Source organism: Pseudomonas sp. NKUCC02_KPG (assembly GCF_019345465.1).
Classification (GTDB): Bacteria; Pseudomonadota; Gammaproteobacteria; order Pseudomonadales; family Pseudomonadaceae; genus Aquipseudomonas.
In genome coordinates this window covers 353,356-375,803 of sequence record NZ_JAHKRC010000001.1, presented here as the reverse complement: position 1 = coordinate 375,803, position 22,448 = coordinate 353,356, and the positions used below count along the sequence as shown (strand labels likewise).

Sequence of the window (22,448 nt, the reverse complement as noted above, 5' to 3'; positions counted from 1 at the left end):
AATGGACATCACTTCTCGGATTGTTGAGGAAATTACAAAGGGTGAAGCTCGCAAGGCCAATGGCCCGATTGAGCATTGGCTGACTACTTTGGCAACTGGGTTTTGGGGGTTTGATGCAGACAAAGAAAGTGTCTGGAGTGAGCTGAAAAAGGGGGATGTCCTGGTCTTTCAGTCGATTCCTCCGAACAGCAATTTCGTCAGTAATCACAGCTCAAAAACGAAGACTTCTGGCTTTATTGGGGCTGGGATTGTTGAGCGTATTTCGAAGAAAACAGAACCTCGCTGGCTCTCTGAAGTAATTGAAAGCCAAAATTCGAACGTCTCATCCCCAATGATGTGGCCGAATTTAGTGCACTTTTCTGATGTGCTCTGGTTGGGGGATGTTGGTCAAATTCCTGCACAAGCAGTGCAGGCAATGATTGATCAATGCTCGGAAGAGAAGCTTGACCTGGGCGCTCATATTGCACACTTGGCAAGCAATCGCTTGTCCCTCAATGCGATGAAGGATGTTGGCTTTACATATGCCCCAATGGGCACTGGTGGGCGCCTGAAGAAAAATGCTGACAAGCTTGCCGAGCTCTTCAAGGTTCAAGCCCAATCAGCAACCCATGTTGCCTACGGTGTAGTGGATCTGCCGATTCTTTCCCCGCCACCCAATAATGGCTTTGATTCTTCAAACTCTACCTATGGCGGCACACGAAGCCCGACCAAGCGTAAAGCGAAGCCCCCAACTACTGGTGAGGTCAAAGGCACTTATTCGCGTAAACGGGACTACTTGCAGGAGGCTACGGACAATCAGAACCTTGGCCTCGCAGGTGAGTTGCTAGTGTTTGAGCGAGAAAGGCTGCGCGTGCATGCCGAGCATGGTGAGCAATACGTCAGTCAGGTTGTGCATGTATCCCTAACTGAGGGTGATGGTGCAGGTTATGACATTCGCTCAGTGCGAGACACCGGCTCAGGGATCACCCCGTATTACCTAGAGGTCAAAACCACGTCAGGCGATGCTAATACAGCCTTCTTTATCTCTGAAAATGAGGTGAATTTTGCGGCAGCCAACCCGGAGAGTTTTGAACTTGTGCGGGTTCACTCTCTGGGTAATGGGAAGAGCAAACATTACGACTATAGGCTGTCTGGTTATGAGCTGTTAGGTCTGCCCAGAACTCCGGTGAGCTACCGAGTGAATGTTGGTATAGAGCCTGATCAGTATGAGTGAACATGTGAGAGTACTCGCTTACTGATCCACCTGTTGTGTGCAGCACCCACTCAAGAATTCGTCCTCGACCTCTCAAAACTACCGGGGGCCCCTGAGGATTTTTTGACCATACGGGGCAGGAAACCCGCGGGATTTTTTTAGCAGCAGGGCACCCAGCTTATTGAAATTTCAATCGTTGAAATTGAAAGGTATTGAAGAAAAGAGGAGAGGGGGACTTGGAACACCGTAGGGCACTGGATGTGTTGCTGATAGTGAACACTTAGGCGAGTCAACTGGGTCAACCGGTCAAGTGTGGTCAACAAACTTTGAAACCCAGCCACTAACGATTTCGTGCGGGTTTCCTGTCCCGTGTCTCCTCGAAATGCCCAGGGTCCCCAGCGGCTCCTGAGCCGTAGTGCAAATGCACTGGTGAACCAGCAGTTCACCCGGTTCACCTGTTCACTAAGCTGTGCACTTTTCCTCTAACACAATCGCGCGGGTTTCCTGCCCCGTACTTAGCAATAAGTACCAGGGGCCCCCGGTACTTTTGACGCGCCGGGAAGTACCTCTGCTCCTATCGCTGAAGGCTCCACCGATTGGGGGGCTAGGGGATGGTCTCTCGAAAGCGGTGTTACGTGTGTTACGTGTGTTACGGATAAATTTATATAACTGATTTTAAAGGTTTTTTTTGGTTGTAACATCGCTGTGATTAGTACTCGTAGGCAAGTGTTACAAGAGCTGCGAGTGTTACATGTGGTATCCCCTAGGAGTGGTCGCTATCGACCCCAAGCTTGTAGTTGGTCTGAGGCAGCAATCGGCCAATAGCAGTCGTTCCGAGCGACCTTTTTTCGACCCAGAAGCGACACTCACTGTCCCAAACACATAGCCACGAAGAAGCCCCTTTCGGCCAGACGCAGGTAGCCAACACCTAGTTTTAACTGGCCATAGATGTTTGTGTGCCTACCGACCGCGATTGTCACCAGCGGTCATCGGCGTGTAATTGGTTGACTAACCGCTTGTAAGACACTGAAGTCCGATGCGGTTCGAAAGCTAATGCCTGCGAGTCCACTTGGTGTGCTCTCCGGTTGTGCCTGCAATGGTGCCCCGGAGAGCGGACATTCGAGGCGCTGATTTGAAGGTGCCGCGACCTTCTCAGGCTGTCGAACGGTGCATCCAGCACCGAGTAATGAATACGCTGCCGGCTCCCTGCCCTACATAAAACATCTACTGCGCCCAAGAATGGCGGCGTCCCCTCGCCTGATTCGGTCTACGATTGAGTGCTCGAAGCAGGCTGATAGATGTGAGTGCGCTTGTGAATATGCTGGTGGTCCGCGTAGTACTCGTGCAGGTTGTGCGTCTCTACTGACCGGTGATGGAGGCCACGCTCTCCCCACATTAGCCATACCAGCGTCTTGCCGGACTGCGTCAAGTAGCTATCAAGAAGGTCACGACGCAGATAGCTGAAAAAGCCACTGACCTGCGAGCCATACTCGCCGACTTCGCGGTACAGGGACGCCACGCCTGCAGTATCGTGCAGGTCCCATTTGTTGTCGCAGTACCTGAGACTCAAAGCCTGACAGAGCTGTTTAGAGGGCAGGCATGCACCGCTGTTCTGGTTCACCACGCTGTGGTAGCTCTCCCAGTTGTACTTCTGCACTGGGATGTCGACCACGACGCCATTGTTTGACCACCTATCAGCGGACACCATGTATTCGGCGCGGTCACCCTCTTGCTCATCAGTGACAGGCAGTCCCGGAATCGAAGAGAAAGGCATCTCACCCGCATAGGTGTAGTAGTAGCTTGGCTCGCCCGGAATGGCGTCATTGCCGGGGTACTCGAGGCCAGTGAACAACGTGCACAGGCGGTCGACTTCTCCGCTGTCCACGAGCACACCTCGGAGGAAGGTGAAGACCTGTCTGTCATCAGCGGGGGCGTTCTGTTCGAGGAACCCGTCAAGTACGACCCACGGCCCCGTCAGGCCATCAATCTCCGCTAATTCAAGGATGCCACGATAGTCTGGTTGCGGACCTCTCACTATCCAGTCGCCAGTATCCGTAGGCTGACCGCTGAACAAGACTGGAAGCGGCAGGTCGATGCTCGCGGCCTCAAGCGGGAACGTCGGGTCGATGTCCGCATCTGAAGGACGAGCACTGCGCTCTTCGGCAAGGAGGCCCCGCGCGTACCGGACACCCCACATCTCGAAGTAAGCGATCCAGCCGTACTTCTTCCCGTATCTGTCGACCTTGTGCTTGTCATTTCCCATACGAGGGCCGGAGTCCATTTGCCGATCAGCAGCTTCGAACTGCTCGGGGTCATAGCCAAGCACCAGCATTCGCGAAACGATTGCTGGCAGCACCCGCTGGTACTCTGGGTTGCGGTCGTCGTAGTTCGACCGACCTGGAATCAGACGCCCCATCGTGTAGTTGCCGAAGTCCATTCGAATCGCCGCGCGCTTCGCACGTTTGATCACCGCCAAGTCGTACTGCGGCATGTTCTCAAACGGACTGGGCAGATGGCCAAACGGTGGAAGGAGATGAGTTCCCTCCTCCTCAGACAAGCAAGCCGGATCAACCGCCCACGCTATGGCAATGGTTCCCAGACAGTACTGCTGATAGAGAGCATGCGAGGTAGGATGCGTCGCGCCAGGCGCGAACATCGCTTGATAAATCTCACGAGCGACTCTCGGCAGTGCCTCACGCATCTCCACAGCATTTATGTCCGACCAAGTGGTCAGCGCCGCACCGTAGGCTGCGGCGAACATCCGCTCGGGGACGTATGGATCTGAAACGGCAATTGCCTCCACTGCCAGCCGGAAAAACTCTGTAGGCCGCTTGGCGGCGAACTCGTACAGGGTCTTGGTGGCCACGTCCCGAAGGCTTCTGGACGTAGATGTCAGCGTCCACATCACCCAGCGTGCCCGCCGAATCTCGCGCTCGTCTAGGTCACCCGACTTCCATCTGGTCGACAGGAATTTTAAATCGTTTTCAATTTCCTCAGACGTCTCGCGAACCCACTCCGTCCAGAAAAGATCGCGCTGCGTGTTGGGCATGGCCAAGAGCACGCTATGCAAGAAATCCACATCATACGGATGCGCTCGCGCTGCCCTGGTACTCCGAAGTCTCTTGAAGGCTCTCCATGCGAACTGCTTCGACTCCTGCATTGCGCGCGCGAACCGTTCTACCGTTTCTCGCCCGATTTGCCTTGGGTCTGATTGCGCCGTCAACAACAGAGCATTCATGACGAGATTCTCGTCCGACACGTCTTGCCAAAGCTGGCGCCTGCCAGAGTGTTGCGGATATTGGCCAACTAGAGCCTGGAACACGTCATAGGCGAAAGTATGCGATCCAGGCTCACGGAATTGGAACTGCGTGCGTCCTTCATCGCTTTGCAGCCACTGTGTTAAGGCCGGCCTGGCAAGCAGGTGGCGCGCCATCATATGTCCAGCCATCAGGTCGTATGAAAACGCAATTCCTTGGCCACCGTCTGAAGAAGTCGTTCGAACGAGGACGCCTTCTGACTCCAGCGCGCGAATGACGCTGGCGTCCCAACGGCCCACGTCTCGAACTGCCGTCCGAGCAGCTTGGAACTCCACGCTTCTCGCGTTGCCCTCCCAGAGGAGACCCGCAATAGTCAGCAGCGCATCTTGCACCTCATCCTGAAAGATGCGATTCGCCGTCGCTGAAAGCTCAGCAACTCGTTCGGCAACTTTGTTGAAGTGCGCTTCGAACAGGCTTGCCAGCGAATTGGGCAGCGCCTCCACCCCGACAATGTGCTGGTGCCGAGGGTTCGCCACCTCGCAGAAGATTCTCAGCGTCAACGGGTGCTGCAAGAACTCGATTGGCAGATCCGCATCGGTGGCGTCGATCTTGTAATACTCGAAGTACTTGTCGATGGCCGTCTTCGGGGCTTCTTGGAATCCGTTGTGCTCAACTTGAGGAAAGTCCTCCGGCAGGCAGATCTGCGCGAACTCATTGCGTAGAGTGACAACCAGTAGAACGTACGGAAAGTCCTCCAGAAGCTGTTCCGCTCTGGCGAGTTCATCCCTCCAGTTTCTTGGGTCTTCTGCCTCATTCAGACCGTCAATGACAATGGGTACGGGCGCGAGTCCAGCTCTGAACTTCCCCTAGTACCCAAGCAACAGGTGCGCCGCGGGCATTGCTATTACTTAGTTTTACTGGAGTAGGGAAGCCGCTTTCGGGTTGCTGCATAAGCTTGTAGATGGTGGGGCGAGCAAGGCCTACGATGGCCATTACTTCGGTGATTCGGATCAAGGTTGTCCCTGGATCGCGGAGAGAAAGGGCTTTTGATTTTGGAGTGAGATAGTCCGTCATAGCTGTGCCTAGCAAGTGAGAGTCAGCACAGGGTACGAACGCAACGGAAAGCAAACATGGTTTGCTTTCCTGGCTATTCATTTTAATTTAGGAAAGAAATTACCCTCGTCGACGTACTTTCGAATAGTCGGTTTAGATGCAATGCCATCCGCATGAAGGGCTTTCACGAGTTCTGTTTTTGTGCTTTGGGCATTGGCTTGAAGGTGCCGCTTGGCTGACTTTATGATCCTGTCCTTTAAATCCTGAGATTCTTGCTGTTTCACAGAGTCAGGAGATTTATTGCCTTTGCCAGCTGCACTTGACCGTAACGAGGCTTTGGAAGAGAACGCAGTGCTTACGATGTCGTGCAGTACGCTTGAAACATTGAATCCCTTAACCGAAACATCGATGTTTTCAATTTGCTGATAAAGGCCAGCCAATTGAAGGGCGTTTTCAGCATCCCCTTTTCTGATGGCGAATTGTTCCCGGGCATAGATTTCCAGGCCGCTGTTGAGATCTCTTTGTCTCTCAACTAGGTCTAGGTATTCCCGCGAAGGCATCATTTTCAATTGTTCAATTAGCTCTGCGTCGATCCCCTCGACGATGATTTCGAGGTTGAAAAGCCAGTTGGCCAAGATCTCCACTGCTTCCACGCTGTAGACCAGTGCCACGGTTGCAGTGAGCTGTGAATCAGTCGCAGGGTGATCAACGCCTATGACATTGCGAACAGCCCTTGGAAGGGATGCTGCCTGCATAAAGCTGGCTTCTTGCACGATCACGTCGCGAAGATGAAATACTGATTGGATCGTGGACTCGGCATATTCTGTATAGCTTCCTTCGTCGAGCCAGAACGAGGTGGCCATGTTGATTACATCAAATGCCTCATAGAAGTGATCGTAGAATTGGGGGTAAAGCGCTAGCTTGTGCACAGCTGCTTCAGCTTCGTCCATATCCCAAAGTAAGTACTTCACGTTGTAGCCTGCAATCTTTAGATCATCAGTATCCACGCCAAATTCGAAATTCATTCAGATTGCCCCGAGCCCCATTTTTGAGCATGAAACCAGCGATAGAAGTGTCGGGGTGTGAGCACCTGCAGGTAGGTTTGTGAGCTGCTGCTGTTACACAGATTGGGCGCGTTACACGTTGCTGAGTTTGTGTGTGTAGAGAGTGTTACGAATAAAAAATCCTTTATTTTCATGTACTTGGTTGTTTTCGTTACACGAGTTACACACGTAACACCGGATTTTATGGAAGGTAGGGGTTGTATATTCATATCGCTTTCCCGAAGTCTGCGTGCACCACATTCCCAGCGCTCAGATCTTCAAGGTGGTCGGCGTACCACTGCATCATTTTGATTCGGTTATCGAGATACTGGGCCTTGTTGTAAACCCCGGAGATGCCTTGTTCTTTATGTGCCAGTTGAGCCTCCACATGCTCTTTTGGCCAGCCATGCTCCCTCAGGAGTGTGCTCGCGGTGTGTCGAGTGCCATGACCTACAAGACGACCTTTGTAACCAATAGTGGAGAACACTTTGTTAATAGTGTTTTCGCTGATGGTCGGGTTCTTCGCGCCGACTCCTGGGAATAGCCACCTACTACGACCTGTTAATGCCTGTAGCTCCTTCAGAGCCTCTATAGCTTGCTTGGGTAGAGGGCTGACAAAATCCCTGCGCATCTTCATTTTCTCTGCCGGTGTGGTCCACAGGGCTTTTTCAAGGTCGATTTCTTTCCACTCAGCAAAGCGGACCATGCCCGGTCTTGAGGCTGTCCACAGGCAAAGCCATGCCGCTGTGCGAGCGGTGAGTCTGCTGGGGGTGTTTTTGAGTGCCTGAACAAACTCACCCAGCTCGTGCTCGAGGAGGTGAGGGTGTTGCTGAGTCTTGGGAGCTTGCGCGGCAATATCCCGCAAGCGGCTCCCCGGATCGTTCTCTGTCAGTCCCAAGCCGATGGCCCGGCCAAAGATCTGATTGACCCAGGTGCGGCATTTCTCGGCAACGTTGTGGGCGTCACGAGCCTCAATGCTGGCCTGCAGTTCGGCGCAATCGGTGCGGGTGATGTCGTCGAGAGGTTTGTCGCCAAGTGCCGGGAGTATGTCTTTGTCGAGGTAGGTGCGGATCTTGTTGAGGGTGGAGGGTGCCAGGCCTTTTTCTTCTTTGGCCTTGAGCCATGCGTCAGCGGCTGCGCGAAAAGTGCGGGCTTTGGCAATGTCGATGGCAGCTTTGGCAGAACGTTTCTGTTCCAGAGGGTCGGCACCGCTACTCACTACTTTGCGTAGTTCAGCAGCTTTCTCTCGTGCCACGGCACCACTGACCTCTGGATAACCCCCGAGCCCCATCCAGGCCCAATTGCCCGCCGGACGTTTGTAGCGCAGTTGCCAGGATTTGCCGCCGTCAGGCTTTACCCGGAAGTAGAGACCGCTCCCATCAAGCTCTCGATATTCTTTTGACTCTGCCTCCAGCCCGGCCAGCGTGGTATCGGCCAGAGGGCGGCGCTTGATGTCTGCGCGCTTCATCCTTGTATCCCAAAGTTCGGTATTTTTCTCAGGATACAAGTGGGGATACAGGGATACAACGGATAGGGGTAGACAGGGGTAGATCGTCAGGCACAAAAAAACCGGCTCGGGGGCCGGTTTCTCTGTGCTGCAAGTCCTGGTAGAGACTTGCAGGTACTGCTATATGGTGCCCCGAGGGAGACTCGAACTCCCACTCCTTTCGAAAACGGATTTTGAATCCGCCGCGTCTACCAATTCCGCCATCAGGGCTCAATGGCGGCGAAGTATAGAGATGAGGTTTAGGTCGGTCAACAACTTATTGGTCTATTTTTACTAAGTCCGTTAAACTCCCCGGCCCTGCTAGACGAAACCTATCATGCGCGTTGCTGACTTTACTTTCGAACTCCCTGATTCGCTCATCGCACGCCATCCTTTGGCGGAGCGCCGCAACAGTCGCCTGCTGACCCTTGATGGGGAGAGCGGAGCACTGGCACATCGTCAATTCACTGATTTGCTTGAGCATTTACGCCCGGGCGACTTGATGGTGTTTAACAATACCCGGGTGATTCCGGCTCGCTTGTTTGGCCAAAAGGCGTCGGGCGGCAAGCTGGAAATTCTGGTTGAGCGGGTGCTCGACAGCCACCGCGTGCTGGCCCATGTGCGCTCCAGCAAGTCGCCAAAACCAGGGTCGAAAATCCTGATTGACGGTGGTGGCGAAGCCGAGATGCTGGCACGTCACGATGCGTTGTTCGAACTGGGCTTTGCCGAAGAGGTTTTGCCCCTGCTGGACCGTGTCGGGCACATGCCATTGCCGCCCTATATCGATCGTCCGGACGAAGGCTCTGACCGCGAACGGTATCAAACCGTGTACGCGCAGCGCCTGGGTGCCGTGGCTGCGCCAACGGCAGGCCTGCATTTTGACGAGCCGCTGATGCAGGCTATCGCTGCCAAGGGCGTCGAGACGGCATTTGTGACCTTGCACGTGGGCGCGGGTACTTTCCAGCCGGTGCGGGTTGAGCGTCTTGAAGATCACCATATGCATACCGAATGGCTCGAAGTGGGCCAGGATGTGGTTGATGCCGTGGCCGCATGCCGTGCCCGTGGCGGGCGGGTGATTGCCGTGGGCACCACCAGCGTGCGTTCGCTGGAGAGCGCCGCCCGTGATGGCGTGCTCAAACCGTTCAGTGGTGATACCGATATCTTTATTTTCCCGGGCCGACCGTTTCATGTGGTCGATGCGCTGGTGACCAATTTCCATTTGCCGGAATCCACGCTGTTGATGCTGGTTTCGGCGTTCGCCGGTTATCCCGAAACCATGGCGGCCTACAAGGCTGCGGTTGAGCATGGGTACCGCTTCTTTAGTTACGGTGATGCAATGTTCATCACCCGCAATCCTGCGCCGACGGCTCCTGCCCCGGCCCCTGAGGATCAAGCATGAGCAACTGTCGTATGTCTTTCGAGCTACTTGCCACTGATGGCAAGGCTCGTCGCGGTCGTTTGACCTTCCCCCGTGGCGTGGTCGAAACCCCGGCATTCATGCCGGTCGGTACTTACGGCACGGTCAAGGGCATGTTGCCGCGCGATATCGTCGATACCGGCGCGCAGATGATTCTGGGCAACACCTTTCACTTGTGGCTGCGTCCTGGCACTGAAGTGATCAAGAAGCACGGCGACCTGCACGACTTCATGAAATGGCAGGGTCCGATCCTGACTGACTCGGGTGGTTTCCAGGTGTTCAGCCTGGGCGCCATGCGCAAGATCAAGGAAGAGGGCGTGACTTTTGCTTCGCCGGTAGATGGCGCCAAGGTGTTCATGGGGCCGGAAGAGTCGATGCAGGTACAGCGTGACCTGGGCTCCGACGTGGTCATGATTTTTGACGAGTGCACGCCGTACCCGGCGGATGAAGATGTGGCCCGCGTTTCCATGGAGCTGTCGTTGCGCTGGGCGCAGCGCTCCAAGAATGCCCATGGCGACAACACGGCGGCTCTGTTCGGTATCGTTCAGGGCGGCATGCACCAGAACCTGCGCGAGCGCTCGCTCGAAGGTCTGAACAAAATCGGTTTTGACGGCCTGGCCATCGGCGGTTTGTCCGTAGGCGAGCCCAAGCACGAAATGATCAAGGTGCTGGATTACCTGCCCGCGATGATGCCCGCTGACAAACCTCGTTACCTTATGGGGGTTGGCAAGCCGGAAGATCTCGTTGAGGGTGTGCGCCGCGGTGTGGACATGTTCGATTGCGTGATGCCAACCCGCAATGCCCGCAATGGGCATCTGTTTATCGACACCGGTGTCATCAAGATCCGCAATGCGTTCCATCGCCATGATGATTCGCCGCTGGATCCGACCTGTGATTGCTATACCTGCCAGAACTTCTCTCGCGCTTATCTGCATCATCTGGACAAGTGCGGCGAAATGCTGGGTAGCATGCTCAATACCATCCATAATTTGCGGCACTATCAGGTGCTCATGGCTGGTTTGCGCGAGGCTATTCAACAGGGTACATTGGCCACCTTTGTCGACGCCTTCTATGCCAAGCGCGGGCTTCCTGTGCCGCCTTTGGACTGAGTTTCGGACCTTTAAGAAACAACATTGCAACTGGAGTGCTTAATGAGCTTTTTCATCTCTTCCGCTTTCGCGGACGCTGCTGCACCTGCCGCTGCTGGCCCTATGGGTGGCGGTTTTGAATGGATTTTCCTGGTCGGCTTCCTGGTCATCTTCTATCTGATGATCTGGCGTCCACAGGCCAAGCGCGCCAAAGAGCAGAAAGCCCTTCTGGGTAACCTGCAAAAAGGCGACGAGATCGTGACCACTGGCGGCATCGCCGGCAAGATCGTCAAGGTTTCTGACGCTTTTGTTGTTATCGAAGTGTCTGACACTGTCGAGCTGAAAATTCAGAAAGGCTCTGTTGCAGCCACGTTGCCTAAAGGCACGCTGAAAGCGATCTAAGTTTCAACTTTTAACAATCGACGGGGCGCGCAAGGCGCCCCGCGTTTTAAGCGGGCGGCGTGATTGATGCTGAACAAATACCCTCTGTGGAAATACATACTGATCCTGGCGGTGCTGGCGATCGGTTTTATTTATTCCGCTCCCAATCTGTACCCTGATGATCCGGCCATTCAAGTGTCGGGTGCGAGCACGGCCCTGCAGGTCACTCAAGCTGATCTGGATCGCGCCACCAAGGCGTTGACGGATGCTGGCATTGCCGTGAAGGGCGCCACTCTGGCCCAGAATGGCAAAGGTGGCTTGCTGCGTCTGGTCAAGAAAGACGACCAGTTGCCAGCCAAGGATGTCGTACGCAAGGCCCTGGGTGACGACTATGTCGTAGCGCTCAACCTGGCGCAGACCACGCCGCAATGGTTGCGTAGTCTGGGTGCTCACCCAATGAAACTGGGTCTGGACTTGTCGGGTGGTGTGCACTTCCTGTTGGAAGTGGACATGGACAAAGCTGTCGATGCACGCATGAAAGTGTACGAAGGCGATGTCAAAAGCCTGCTGCGCAAAGAGAAAGTGCGTTATCGCAGTCTGCCGCAACTCAACGGTGCCATTCAGTTGGGCTTCACTGATGAAGCTACCCGTGAGCAAGCGCGTGGCCTGATCCGCAAAAGCTTCAATGACTTCGACATTACTGCTGCAGACCTCAATGGTCAGCCGGTTCTGCGTCTGGTGATGACCCCGGCCAAGCTGGCGGAAATCCGCGAATATTCCATCAAGCAAAACCTGACAACCGTCCGTAACCGGGTTAACGAGTTGGGTGTTGCCGAGCCTTTGGTTCAGCGTCAGGGTGCCAACCGCATCGTGGTTGAGCTGCCAGGCGTACAAGATACTGCCGAAGCCAAGCGTATCCTGGGCAAGACGGCCAACCTTGAGTTCCGTCTGGCTGCTGAGCCGGGTGCTTCCAAGGCTACGTCCGAGACCTTTGAGTTCCGTGAGGGCAACCGTCCGACCGCGCAGATCGAGCGTGGCCTGATCATCACCGGTGACCAGGTGACCGACGCTCAGGCCGGCTTTGACGAGCACGGCCGTCCGCAGGTGAACATCAAGCTTGATGGTCATGGCGGCGAGTTGATGAGCCGTTCGACCCGCAGCAACGTTGGCCGCAGCATGGCGGTAATCTTCATCGAGCAGAAGCCGGTGACGACTTACACCAAGAAAGTGGTTGATGGTGTTGAGAAGGACGTGCCGGTCCAGGCGTTCAAGGAAGAGAAAAAGATCATCAGCCTGGCGACTATCCAGTCGCCGCTGGGCAGTCAGTTCCGGATCACTGGCCTGAATGGCCAGGGTGAGGCTTCCGAGCTGGCACTGCTGTTGCGTGCCGGTGGTCTGGCAGCGCCAATGTACTTCGCTGAAGAGCGCACCATTGGTCCTAGCCTGGGTGCTGACAACATCACCAAGGGTATCGATGCTTCGCTGTGGGGCATGCTGTTCGTGTCCCTCTTCATCATTGCCATCTACCGTTTCTTCGGTGTGATCGCGACGGTGGCGCTGGCGGGCAACATGGTCTTGCTGCTGGCTCTGATGTCGGTGCTGGGTGCAACCCTGACCCTGCCGGGTATTGCCGGTATCGTGTTGACGATGGGTATGGCGGTCGATGCCAACGTACTGATCTTCTCGCGTATACGTGAAGAGATTGCCAATGGCATGACACCGCAGCGGGCGATCAACGAAGGTTTCAACCGTGCCTTTACCGCCATCGTTGACTCCAACCTGACAACCTTGCTGGTCGGCGGGATTCTCTTTGCCATGGGTACCGGGCCGGTCAAGGGCTTCGCGGTCACCATGTCGCTGGGTATCTTTACCTCGATGTTCACGGCCATCATGGTCACCCGCGCACTGGTCAACCTGGTGTATGGCGGTCGGGACTTCAAGAAGTTGTGGATTTAAGGGGCTGCCATGTTACGTACAATCAACTTCATGGGCGTTCGCAACGTAGCGTTCGGCGTCACTGTGCTGCTTACCGTGCTGGCTTTGTTCAGCATGTTCCACAAGGGCATGAACTACGGCCTGGACTTCACCGGCGGTACGCTTATTGAGCTGACCTACGAGAAGCCGGCTGACCTGACCAAGGTGCGTACGGAGCTGGCTTCGGCCGGCTTCCATGACGCCGTGGTGCAGAGCTTTGGTGCAACCACCGACTTGTTGGTGCGTATGCCGGGCGACGATCCGCTGCTGGGAAACAAGGTAGCGGCTGCGCTGGGCCAGGCCGACACGTCCAACCCTGCGGTCATCAAGCGCGTTGAATTTGTTGGGCCGCAAGTAGGTGAAGAGCTGCGTGACCAGGGCGGCCTCGGCATGCTGATGGCACTGGGCGGTATCATGCTTTACCTCGCGTTCCGCTTTCAGTGGAAGTTCGCGGTCGGCGCGATTGTGTCCCTGGTTCACGACGTGATCGTGACCATGGGTATCCTGTCCTGGTTCCAGATCACCTTCGACCTGACGGTGTTGGCGGCGGTGCTGGCGATCATCGGTTACTCGCTCAACGACACCATCGTGGTATTCGACCGGGTTCGGGAGAACTTCCGGGTGTTGCGCAAGGCCAGCCTGATCGACAACATCAACATCTCGACCACGCAAACCCTGTTGCGCACCGTGGCGACTTCGGTCTCCACATTGCTGGCGATTGCGGCGTTGCTGATCTTCGGTGGCGATAATCTGTGGGGCTTCTCGATTGCGCTGTTCGTTGGTGTGATGGCGGGTACTTACTCGTCGATCTATATCGCGAACGTGGTGCTGATCTGGCTGAACCTCAGTGCAGAGGATTTGATTCCGCCTGCGGCGACTGAGAAAGAGATCGACGACCGTCCATAACCTCTGGTTATAAGCAGGTTGTCACCTAAAAGGCGCGAGTATTGAACTCGCGCCTTTTTTTGTGCTCCAAGGCTGGGATTGATGTGGGATTTTCCTACGTATGATGGTCTGGAGGTTCACGTGAACAAGTCATTGCTGGTAGGTGCTGTACTGGGTGCTGTCGGTGTTACAGCCGGTGGCGCTTTTGCCACTTACAGCTTGGTTAAAGGCCCTGAGTCTGCGCAGGTGCTGGCAGTTGTGCCGGTCAACCAGCAGGTCAAAACGCCGCGTGAGGTGTGCAAGGATGTGACTGTGACGCGTCAGGCGCCGGTCAAGGATCAGCATCAGATCGTCGGTAGCGTGATCGGCGCTGTTGCGGGCGGTTTGCTGGGTAATCAGGTGGGCGGTGGCACCGGCAAGAAGATTGCTACGGTTGCCGGTGCTGTCGGTGGCGGTTACGCCGGCAACAAGGTTCAGGAAGGCATGCAGGAGCGTGATACCTACACCACGACGCAGACGCGCTGCAATACGGTCAATGACATCAGCAGCAAGGTTGTCGGGTATGACGTGCGTTATTCGCTCAACGGCAAGGAAGGCAAGGTGCGAATGGATCGCGAGCCGGGCAATGAAATTGCCGTGGACAAGGAAGGCAAGCTGATCCTGAATTAGGTTCTTGTGGGGGGCGGGCTTGCTCGCGATGCGGGCGCCGCGGTCTGTGAGGCAAATCGCGGTGATGCCGTTGCGAACAGGCCCGCTCCTGCAGGGGGCAATTTCAAGGCCAAAAAAAAGCACCCCGAAGGGTGCTTTTTTTTGTCTGCGGGTTTCGCTTAGCGTTTCAGCGAAGCCGGCAGGTGCGGCTGGATTGCAGTCAGTACAGCTTTGAAGCACTTGGTGTTACCGGCAACGATATGGCCTTTTTCAAGGAAATCGTGGCTACCGGTAAAGTCGCTGACCAGGCCGCCTGCTTCTTGAATCAGCAGTGCGCCTGCAGCCATGTCCCACTCGGACAGGCCCGACTCCCAGAAGGCGTCGAAACGGCCTGCAGCCACGTAAGCCAGATCCAGGCTGGCTGCGCCTGCACGGCGGATGCCGGCAGTCTGGCCAACCAGGCTGCGGAACATGCCCAGGTAGTTTTCCAGGTTGTCCATCTGGTTGTCGCGGAACGGGAAGCCGGTGCCCAGCAGGGCGCCTTCGAGGCTGGTGCGACCGCTTACACGCAGGCGGCGACCGTTCAGTTGGGCGCCACGGCCACGGCTGGCGGTGAACTCTTCCTGGCGAACCGGATCGAGAACCACTGCGTGCTCAAGGCGGCCGCGGTATTTGCAGGCGATGCTGACGGCGAAGTGTGGAACGCCGCGCAGGAAGTTGGTGGTGCCATCCAGTGGGTCGATGATCCACAGATAGTCTTCACCTTCACCGCTGCCTGGGTGCATGCCGGTTTCTTCACCGAGGATGCCGTGCGTCGGGTAAGCCTTGCGCAGGGCGTCGATGATTTTCTGTTCAGCAGCACGATCGACTTCAGAGACGTAATCCTTGGCGTCTTTTTCGTCAACCTTGATGGTATCCAGGCGCTCGATGGAGCGGAAAATCAATTCACTGGCGCTGCGGGCGGCGCGCAGCGCGATATTCAGCATGGGCTGCATGGACGTTTCACCTAAGGTTGTTAAAGAAAGCCGAATATTCTATCAGAAAACTTTGGCAGATGAAGGTTTGCGTTAGCTTTCGTAGCTTATGGCGTTTTGCTTAGGTAAGATTTGCTCCCTTTTGCTGGTCTGTGAGCGCTTCCTTTGTTGCCTAATATTCGTGTCGTTCTGGTCAATACCAGCCATCCCGGGAACATCGGCGGTGCTGCGCGTGCCATGAAAAACATGGGGTTGTCGCGGCTGGTTCTGGTGGAGCCAAGGTTGTTTCCTCACCATGAAGCCGATGCGCGGGCGTCAGGTGCGGGTGACATTCTCGAAAATGCTCAAGTAGTCGCGACCCTTGAAGATGCCTTGGTGGGCTGCAATCTGGTTCTGGGTACCAGTGCCCGTGATCGCCGCATCCCCTGGCCGCTGCTGGACCCGCGCGAGTGTGGGCAGAAAGTGGTTCAGGAAGCGGCTCAAGGCGCTGAGATTGCGTTGGTGTTTGGTCGTGAAGACTCCGGCCTGACCAATGAAGAGTTGCAGCGCTGTCACTTTCACGTGCATATCCCGTCCGACCCTGAGTTCAGTTCTCTGAATCTGGGCGCGGCCGTGCAGGTATTGAGCTATGAAATCCGCATGGCCTGGCTCGCGAGCCAGGGGCAGCCGAGCAAGATCGAGAAAGAGGAAGTGGCGTCCACCAAAAGTGGCGAGTTGGCGACCATGGATGAGCTGGAGCGCTTTTACGAGCACCTGGAGCAAACCCTGGTGGCCATTGAATTTATGGATCCCGAAAAGCCGCGCCACCTGATGGCGCGCCTGCGTCGGCTCTACGGGCGCAGTGCGGTCAGTCGTGCAGAGATGAACATTCTGCGCGGCATTCTCACCGAAACCCAGAAAGCAGCCCGTGGCGAGCTGCTCAAGCGCAAGGATTAATGATGTTTGAGCGTCTGCGTGAAGATATCCAAAGTGTGTTTCATCGTGATCCCGCGGCGCGTAACGCTTTCGAGGTGCTGACGTGCTATCCGGGGATGCATGCGATCTGGATTCACCGTTTGTCGGCGCTGTTGTGGCAGGCCGGCTGGAAGTGGCTGGCCCGTTTGGTGTCGAATTTCGGGCGCTGGCTGACCGGGATTGAAATTCACCCGGGGGCCAAGGTGGGGCGTCGTTTTTTCATCGATCACGGCATGGGTATTGTGATTGGGGAAACCGCGGAAATCGGTGATGACGTAACCCTGTACCAGGGTGTGACCCTGGGTGGCACAAGCTGGAACAAGGGCAAGCGCCACCCGACGCTGGAAGATGGTGTTGTGGTCGGGGCGGGCGCCAAGGTGCTCGGGCCGTTCACTGTCGGGGCGGGTGCCAAGGTCGGTTCCAATGCGGTGGTGACCAAGGCGGTGCCGCCGGGTGCGACGGTGGTGGGTATTCCGGGGCGCATTATTGTCAAAAGTGACGATGAGGCCGAGGCCAAGCGCAAAGCGATGGCCGAGAAGATCGGTTTTGATGCCTACGGCGTCAGTGAAGACATGCCCGACCCGGTTGCCCGTGCCATTGCTCGGTTGCTGGATCACTTGCAGGCGGTCGACGGCAAGCTGGATGGCATGTGCGGTGCGCTGAAGGATCTGGGTAGTCCTTATTGTGCGAAAGATCTGCCTGAGCTGCGCGAAGAAGACTTTGCCTGTGTAAAAGACAAGGATGAAAGCAAGGCGGTGTGAGGGTTGTGGGCTGAATGATGGGCGGGAGCGGGCTTGCTCGCGATGGCATCACAGGGGTTTGCTTGAAACATCGCATCGATGCCGTTGCGAGCAAGCCCGCTTCCACAGGATGCGTGTCGTGTGCCATTACGCCGCATACCCTGCTACAATGCGCGCGCTCTTTTGCGGGTAATCCCGACTAAAGTACTAGGTCTAATAGTTGACTTAAATAGTCGGGAATAGCATACTCGCCCCATTCCGAATTCCGTGGTACCTGTCCATGAGACTGACTACAAAAGGCCGTTACGCCGTAACTGCGATGCTCGATTTGGCGTTGCACGCACAGCACGGGCCCGTGTCCCTGGCCGATATTTCCGAGCGCCAAGGCATTTCTCTTTCCTACCTTGAGCAACTGTTTGCCAAATTGCGCCGCAGCAGCCTGGTTTCCAGTGTGCGTGGCCCGGGTGGCGGCTATCAGCTGTCGCGCGAGATGCAAAGCATTCAAGTGGCTCAGGTAATTGATGCCGTGAACGAGTCGGTCGACGCAACGCGTTGCCAGGGTCTTGGCGATTGCCATGCCGGCGATACTTGCCTGACCCACCACCTGTGGTGCGACCTCAGCTTGCAAATACACGATTTTCTCAGTGGTATCAGCTTGGCTGATCTTGTCACTCGCCGTGAGGTACAAGAGGTAGCCCAGCGTCAGGATCAGCGCCGCTGTAATGGCAAGGTGCCGCACCTGGATAAGATCGAAGCGTCCGCCGTCGAGTGATTGCTTAAAAACGACGGTGCGCCAGCCAGCCTGATTTAGGAGATAGTCCATGAAGTTGCCAATTTACCTCGATTACTCAGCCACTACCCCGGTTGATCCGCGTGTTGCTCAAAAAATGAGCGACTGCCTGCTGGTTGACGGGAACTTCGGTAACCCGGCGTCGCGTTCCCACGTATTTGGCTGGAAAGCTGAAGAAGCGGTAGAGAACGGTCGTCGTCAGGTTGCTGATCTGGTCAATGCCGACCCCCGTGAAATTGTCTGGACCTCTGGTGCGACCGAGGCCAACAACCTGGCAATCAAGGGTGCTGCGCATTTCTATGCCACCAAAGGCAAGCACCTGATCACCGACAAGATTGAACACAAGGCCGTTCTCGACACCATGCGTCAGCTGGAGCGTGAAGGCTTTGAAGTGACCTACATCGAGCCGGGTACAGATGGTCTGGTTACGCCAGCCATGGTTGAAGCGGCCATGCGCGACGACACCATTCTGGTTTCGATCATGCACGTGAACAACGAAATCGGCACCATCAACGACATCGCTGCCATTGGTGAGCTGACTCGCTCGCGCGGCGTGTTGTTCCATGTTGATGCTGCACAGTCTACCGGCAAGGTTGAAATCGACCTGGCCAAGCTCAAAGTCGACATGATGTCGTTCTCGGCACACAAAACCTACGGCCCTAAAGGCATTGGCGCGCTGTACGTAAGCCGCAAGCCTCGGGTCCGTATCGAAGCTGCCATGCACGGCGGCGGTCACGAGCGTGGCATGCGTTCGGGCACCTTGGCCACCCACCAGATCGTGGGCATGGGCGAAGCGTTCCAGATCGCCAAAGAAGAAATGGCGGCCGAAAACGTCCGTATCAAGGCGTTGAGCGACCGTTTCTTCAAGCAGGTTGAACACCTTGAAGAGCTGTACGTCAACGGCAGCATGGTCCATCGCGTACCTCACAACCTGAACCTGAGCTTCAACTACGTTGAAGGCGAGTCGCTGATCATGGCGCTCAAGGATCTGGCTGTGTCGTCCGGTTCGGCCTGTACTTCCGCTTCCCTTGAGCCGTCCTACGTATTGCGTGCCCTGGGCCGCAATGACGAGTTGGCACACAGCTCGATTCGTTTCACGTTCGGTCGTTTCACCACCGAAGAAGAAATCGATTACGCCGCGCAGAAGGTTTGCGAGGCTGTTACCAAGCTGCGCGCACTGTCGCCGCTGTGGGACATGTACAAAGACGGCATCGACATTTCGAAAATCGAATGGGCGGCGCACTAACAATTTAAGTCGCCGTAAAGTAGACGCTGTAAGCGCAGCGAACAGCAGCATTTACAGCGTCTCAAGAGCGACTCTCTGATGAGTGAGGATTAGTACCATGGCTTACAGCGAAAAGGTCATTGACCACTACGAGAACCCGCGCAACGTCGGCAAGATGAACGCGGAAGACCCGGATGTCGGCACTGGCATGGTCGGTGCTCCAGCATGCGGCGACGTGATGCGTTTGCAGATCAAGGTCAACGAGCAGGGCATTATTGAAGATGCCAAGTTCAAGACCTATGGTTGTGGTTCGGCAATCGCTTCCAGCTCCCTGGCTACCGAGTGGATGAAAGGCAAGACTCTGGATGAAGCAGAGACCATCAAGAACACTCAGCTGGCTGAAGAACTGGCTTTGCCGCCGGTAAAAATTCACTGCTCGGTACTCGCTGAAGACGCCATCAAGGCAGCTGTTCGCGATTACAAGCAGAAGAAAGGTTTGATCTGATCCTCGCTGCGTGTGCCTGTTAATGGCGCAGGCGGGGTGAAGAAACTGGCAAAAGGTAAGGAGTCACGATGGCTATCAGCATGACAGAAGCGGCTGCTCGACACATTCGCCGCTCCCTTGACGGGCGCGGCAAAGGTGAGGGGATTCGTCTGGGTGTTCGCACAACAGGCTGTTCCGGTCTTGCCTATGTGCTGGAGTTTGTCGACGAAGTGGGTGAAGAAGACCAGGTCTTCGAAACCCATGGCGAAAAAGTGATCATTGATCCAAAAAGCCTGACCTACCTTGACGGCACCGAACTGGATTTCGTCAAGGAAGGCCTGAACGAAGGCTTCAAGTTCAATAACCCTAACGTGCGCGGTGAATGTGGCTGCGGCGAAAGCTTCAACATCTGAGGCTAGTCGTGGGTACTCCTTGTCATTTTGCTTTGTTTGAGCTGCAGCCGAGTTTCAATCTGGATCTCGATCAGCTGGCTGTGCGTTATCGAGAGTTGGCGCGCGGTGTTCACCCGGATCGATTTGCCGATGCTTCCGAGCGCGAGCAGCGTCTGGCGCTGGAGCAGTCCGCCAGCCTCAATGAGGCTTACCAGACGCTCAAAAACCCTCCCAAGCGTGCGCGTTACCTGCTCGCGCTACAGGGTGGCGAATTGCCGCTGGAAGTCACGGTGCACGATCCCGAGTTTCTGATGCAGCAGATGCAGTGGCGCGAAGAACTTGAAGATTTGCACGACAGCGCCGATATGGCCGGTATTGCAGCATTCAAGCGTCGACTGAAAGTCGCTCAGAACGAATTGAACGACAGCTTCGCTGCTTGTTGGGATGATGCTGCGCAACGCGAGCAGGCCGAGCGCCTGATGCGGCGCATGCAGTTCCTCGACAAGCTCAACTACGAAGTGCGCCAGTTAGAAGAGCGCCTCGACGATTAACTCCGTGCTTCCCTGATTGCACGCCTGATTACAGATAAGTCCTGATTACGATGGCCCTACTGCAGATCGCCGAACCCGGCCAAAGTCCTCAACCGCACCAGCGACGTCTGGCTGTGGGGATTGACTTGGGCACTACCAATTCGCTGGTTGCTGCATTGCGCAGCGGCCTTTCCGAGCCTTTGGCTGACGCAAATGGCAACGTTATTTTGCCGTCTGCCGTGCGCTATCACGCTGATCGCGTCGAGGTGGGTGAGTCGGCGCGTCTGGCGGCTTCCAGCGATCCTTTCAATACCGTGCTGTCGGTCAAGCGCTTGATGGGTCGTGGTCTTTCCGACGTCAAGCAATTGGGTGAGCAGCTGCCTTACCACTTTGTAGGTGGTGAGTCGCACATGCCGTTTATCGACACTGTGCAAGGCCCGAAAAGCCCGGTTGAAGTGTCTGCTGAAATCCTGAAAGTACTGCGTGAGCGCGCTGAAAAGACCCTGGGTGGCGAGTTGGTAGGTGCGGTGATTACCGTTCCGGCCTATTTCGATGATGCCCAGCGTCAGGCCACCAAAGACGCTGCCAAGTTGGCCGGTCTGAATGTCTTGCGTTTGCTCAACGAGCCGACAGCGGCTGCCGTGGCCTATGGTCTGGACCAGTCGGCTGAAGGTGTGGTGGCTATCTATGATCTGGGCGGGGGCACGTTCGATATTTCGATCCTGCGCCTGACCGGCGGTGTGTTTGAAGTCTTGGCTACCGGCGGCGACAGTGCGCTGGGTGGCGATGACTTCGATCATGCAATTGCCAGCTGGATGGTAGAGCGGGCCGGTTTGTCTGCTGACCTCGATCCGGGCACGCAGCGCACCTTGTTGCAGGCAGCCTGTGCCGCCAAAGAAGCGCTGACCGATGCGTCCTCTGTGGCCGTTGCCTTCGGTGACTGGCACTCGGAGCTGACCCGTGAAGCCTTTAACGCAATGATCGAACCCATGGTTGCACGCAGTCTGAAGGCATGCCGCCGTGCCGTGCGCGACGCCAATATCGAGATTGAAGACGTCCAGGCAGTGGTCATGGTGGGTGGTTCTACCCGCGTGCCCCGTGTGCGCGAGGCCGTTGCCGAGATGTTCGGCCGTCAGCCGTTGACCGATATCGACCCTGATCAAGTGGTCGCCATTGGTGCGGCGATTCAGGCTGATACCCTGGCAGGCAACAAGCGTGACGGTGGCGAACTGCTGCTGCTTGACGTGATTCCGTTGTCTCTGGGTCTTGAGACCATGGGTGGGCTGATGGAGAAGGTCATCCCGCGCAACACCACGATTCCGGTGGCCCGTGCTCAGGACTTCACCACCTATAAAGACGGCCAGACGGCCATGATGGTTCATGTGCTGCAGGGCGAGCGCGAGCTGATCAGCGATTGCCGTTCTCTTGCACGCTTTGAGTTGCGCGGTATCCCGCCGATGGTTGCCGGTGCTGCGAAAATTCGCGTGACCTTCCAGGTGGATGCCGATGGTTTGCTGAGTGTGACTGCACGTGAGCTGGGTTCAGGCGTTGAAGCCAATATCCAGGTCAAGCCGTCATACGGTCTGACCGACGGCGAAATCGCCAAGATGCTCAAGGATTCGTTCCAGTACGCCAGCGACGACAAGGTCGCTCGCGTATTGCGTGAGCAGCAAGTGGATGCCCAGCGTCTGATCGAGGCTGTGCAAGCGGCCCTTGAAGTCGATGGTGAGCGCTTGCTGGATGCTGAAGAGCGCATGGTCATCGAACTGCAAATGCAGGAATTATCCGAATTATTGAAAGGCACCGATGGTTACGCCATTGAGCAGCAGACCAAGCGTCTGTCGCAAGTGACCGATGCCTTTGCTGCCCGCCGCATGGACTTGACCGTCAAGGCCGCCCTGGCGGGTCGCAACCTGAATGAAATCGAGGAATAAC

The 22,448-nt window shown here is 56.0% G+C and carries 20 protein-coding genes and 1 tRNA gene; 15 read left to right on the top strand and 6 right to left on the bottom strand.

All coding sequences use genetic code 11. From position 1 onward, the window contains the following. Position 1: 1 nt before the first annotated feature. A complete protein-coding gene (locus KO536_RS01715) occupies positions 2-1,213 on the top strand; it encodes a DUF3883 domain-containing protein (protein ID WP_219260875.1) in 1,212 nt (403 codons plus the stop codon). Between the two features lie 1,246 nt (positions 1,214-2,459). On the opposite strand, the gene KO536_RS01710 is transcribed toward KO536_RS01715, so the two are convergent. The 5 genes from KO536_RS01710 to KO536_RS01690 form a co-directional block, all read right to left on the bottom strand. Then, complete coding sequence (locus KO536_RS01710; protein ID WP_219260873.1) at positions 2,460-5,009, bottom strand: hypothetical protein; 2,550 nt, start codon at positions 5,007-5,009, stop codon at positions 2,460-2,462. Positions 5,010-5,271: 262 nt separating this feature from the next. Beyond that, a complete protein-coding gene (locus tag KO536_RS01705) occupies positions 5,272-5,523 on the bottom strand; it encodes an AlpA family transcriptional regulator (protein ID WP_219260872.1) in 252 nt (83 codons plus the stop codon). A gap of 77 nt (positions 5,524-5,600) precedes the next feature. Beyond that, positions 5,601-6,527: a hypothetical protein gene (locus KO536_RS01700; RefSeq protein ID WP_219260870.1), complete on the bottom strand. Its 927-nt coding sequence runs from the start codon at positions 6,525-6,527 to the stop codon at positions 5,601-5,603. Between the two features lie 244 nt (positions 6,528-6,771). Next, positions 6,772-8,013, bottom strand: coding sequence for a tyrosine-type recombinase/integrase (locus KO536_RS01695; protein WP_219261001.1), 1,242 nt, complete (start codon positions 8,011-8,013; stop codon positions 6,772-6,774). A 164-nt stretch (positions 8,014-8,177) separates the two neighbouring features. Beyond that, positions 8,178-8,262: transfer RNA gene (locus KO536_RS01690), tRNA-Leu, on the bottom strand. Between the two features lie 106 nt (positions 8,263-8,368). On the opposite strand from KO536_RS01690, the gene queA reads away from it, so the two are divergent. The 6 genes from queA to KO536_RS01660 all read left to right on the top strand — a co-directional run bounded on the left by queA (position 8,369) and on the right by KO536_RS01660 (position 14,445). Beyond that, positions 8,369-9,430 carry a tRNA preQ1(34) S-adenosylmethionine ribosyltransferase-isomerase QueA gene (queA, locus tag KO536_RS01685; RefSeq protein ID WP_095001476.1) on the top strand — a complete coding sequence of 354 codons (1,062 nt, stop codon included), beginning with the start codon at positions 8,369-8,371 and terminating at the stop codon, positions 9,428-9,430. Positions 9,431-9,441: 11 nt separating this feature from the next. Then, positions 9,442-10,557, top strand: a complete 1,116-nt coding sequence (tgt, locus tag KO536_RS01680) for a tRNA guanosine(34) transglycosylase Tgt (protein ID WP_133075983.1) — start codon at positions 9,442-9,444, stop codon at positions 10,555-10,557. A 42-nt stretch (positions 10,558-10,599) separates the two neighbouring features. Further along, positions 10,600-10,938, top strand: coding sequence for a preprotein translocase subunit YajC (yajC, locus tag KO536_RS01675; protein WP_003443398.1), 339 nt, complete (start codon positions 10,600-10,602; stop codon positions 10,936-10,938). A gap of 66 nt (positions 10,939-11,004) precedes the next feature. Then, positions 11,005-12,873, top strand: a complete 1,869-nt coding sequence (gene secD / locus KO536_RS01670; protein WP_219260869.1) for a protein translocase subunit SecD — start codon at positions 11,005-11,007, stop codon at positions 12,871-12,873. A 9-nt stretch (positions 12,874-12,882) separates the two neighbouring features. Next, on the top strand, positions 12,883-13,797 hold the full coding sequence (gene secF / locus KO536_RS01665) for a protein translocase subunit SecF (RefSeq protein ID WP_133075961.1): 915 nt from the start codon (positions 12,883-12,885) through the stop codon (positions 13,795-13,797). A 120-nt stretch (positions 13,798-13,917) separates the two neighbouring features. Further along, on the top strand, positions 13,918-14,445 hold the full coding sequence (locus KO536_RS01660) for a glycine zipper 2TM domain-containing protein (protein ID WP_133075960.1): 528 nt from the start codon (positions 13,918-13,920) through the stop codon (positions 14,443-14,445). 158 nt (positions 14,446-14,603) lie between these two features. On the opposite strand, the gene suhB is transcribed toward KO536_RS01660, so the two are convergent. Further along, positions 14,604-15,419, bottom strand: a complete 816-nt coding sequence (gene suhB, locus KO536_RS01655; RefSeq protein ID WP_019823692.1) for an inositol-phosphate phosphatase — start codon at positions 15,417-15,419, stop codon at positions 14,604-14,606. A gap of 144 nt (positions 15,420-15,563) precedes the next feature. Between suhB and trmJ the strand changes: the two genes are divergently transcribed. The 8 genes from trmJ (at position 15,564) to hscA (ending at position 22,447) form a co-directional block, all read left to right on the top strand. Continuing rightward, positions 15,564-16,334: a tRNA (cytosine(32)/uridine(32)-2'-O)-methyltransferase TrmJ gene (trmJ, locus tag KO536_RS01650; protein WP_133075959.1), complete on the top strand. Its 771-nt coding sequence runs from the start codon at positions 15,564-15,566 to the stop codon at positions 16,332-16,334. A 2-nt stretch (positions 16,335-16,336) separates the two neighbouring features. Continuing rightward, the gene (gene cysE / locus KO536_RS01645; RefSeq protein WP_219260868.1) at positions 16,337-17,113 is read left to right on the top strand and encodes a serine O-acetyltransferase; all 777 of its coding nucleotides are present in this window, start codon (positions 16,337-16,339) and stop codon (positions 17,111-17,113) included. Between the two features lie 259 nt (positions 17,114-17,372). Continuing rightward, a complete protein-coding gene (gene iscR, locus KO536_RS01640; RefSeq protein ID WP_133075957.1) occupies positions 17,373-17,864 on the top strand; it encodes a Fe-S cluster assembly transcriptional regulator IscR in 492 nt (163 codons plus the stop codon). Positions 17,865-17,913: 49 nt separating this feature from the next. Next, the gene (locus KO536_RS01635) at positions 17,914-19,128 is read left to right on the top strand and encodes an IscS subfamily cysteine desulfurase (protein WP_133075956.1); all 1,215 of its coding nucleotides are present in this window, start codon (positions 17,914-17,916) and stop codon (positions 19,126-19,128) included. A 97-nt stretch (positions 19,129-19,225) separates the two neighbouring features. Beyond that, the gene (gene iscU / locus KO536_RS01630) at positions 19,226-19,612 is read left to right on the top strand and encodes a Fe-S cluster assembly scaffold IscU (RefSeq protein ID WP_007929523.1); all 387 of its coding nucleotides are present in this window, start codon (positions 19,226-19,228) and stop codon (positions 19,610-19,612) included. Positions 19,613-19,680: 68 nt separating this feature from the next. After that, a complete protein-coding gene (iscA, locus tag KO536_RS01625) occupies positions 19,681-20,004 on the top strand; it encodes an iron-sulfur cluster assembly protein IscA (RefSeq protein ID WP_016779604.1) in 324 nt (107 codons plus the stop codon). An 8-nt stretch (positions 20,005-20,012) separates the two neighbouring features. Beyond that, positions 20,013-20,534: a co-chaperone HscB gene (gene hscB / locus KO536_RS01620; protein WP_133075955.1), complete on the top strand. Its 522-nt coding sequence runs from the start codon at positions 20,013-20,015 to the stop codon at positions 20,532-20,534. Between the two features lie 50 nt (positions 20,535-20,584). Next, the gene (hscA, locus tag KO536_RS01615) at positions 20,585-22,447 is read left to right on the top strand and encodes a Fe-S protein assembly chaperone HscA (protein ID WP_133075954.1); all 1,863 of its coding nucleotides are present in this window, start codon (positions 20,585-20,587) and stop codon (positions 22,445-22,447) included. The last annotated feature ends 1 nt before the right edge of the window (position 22,448 follow it).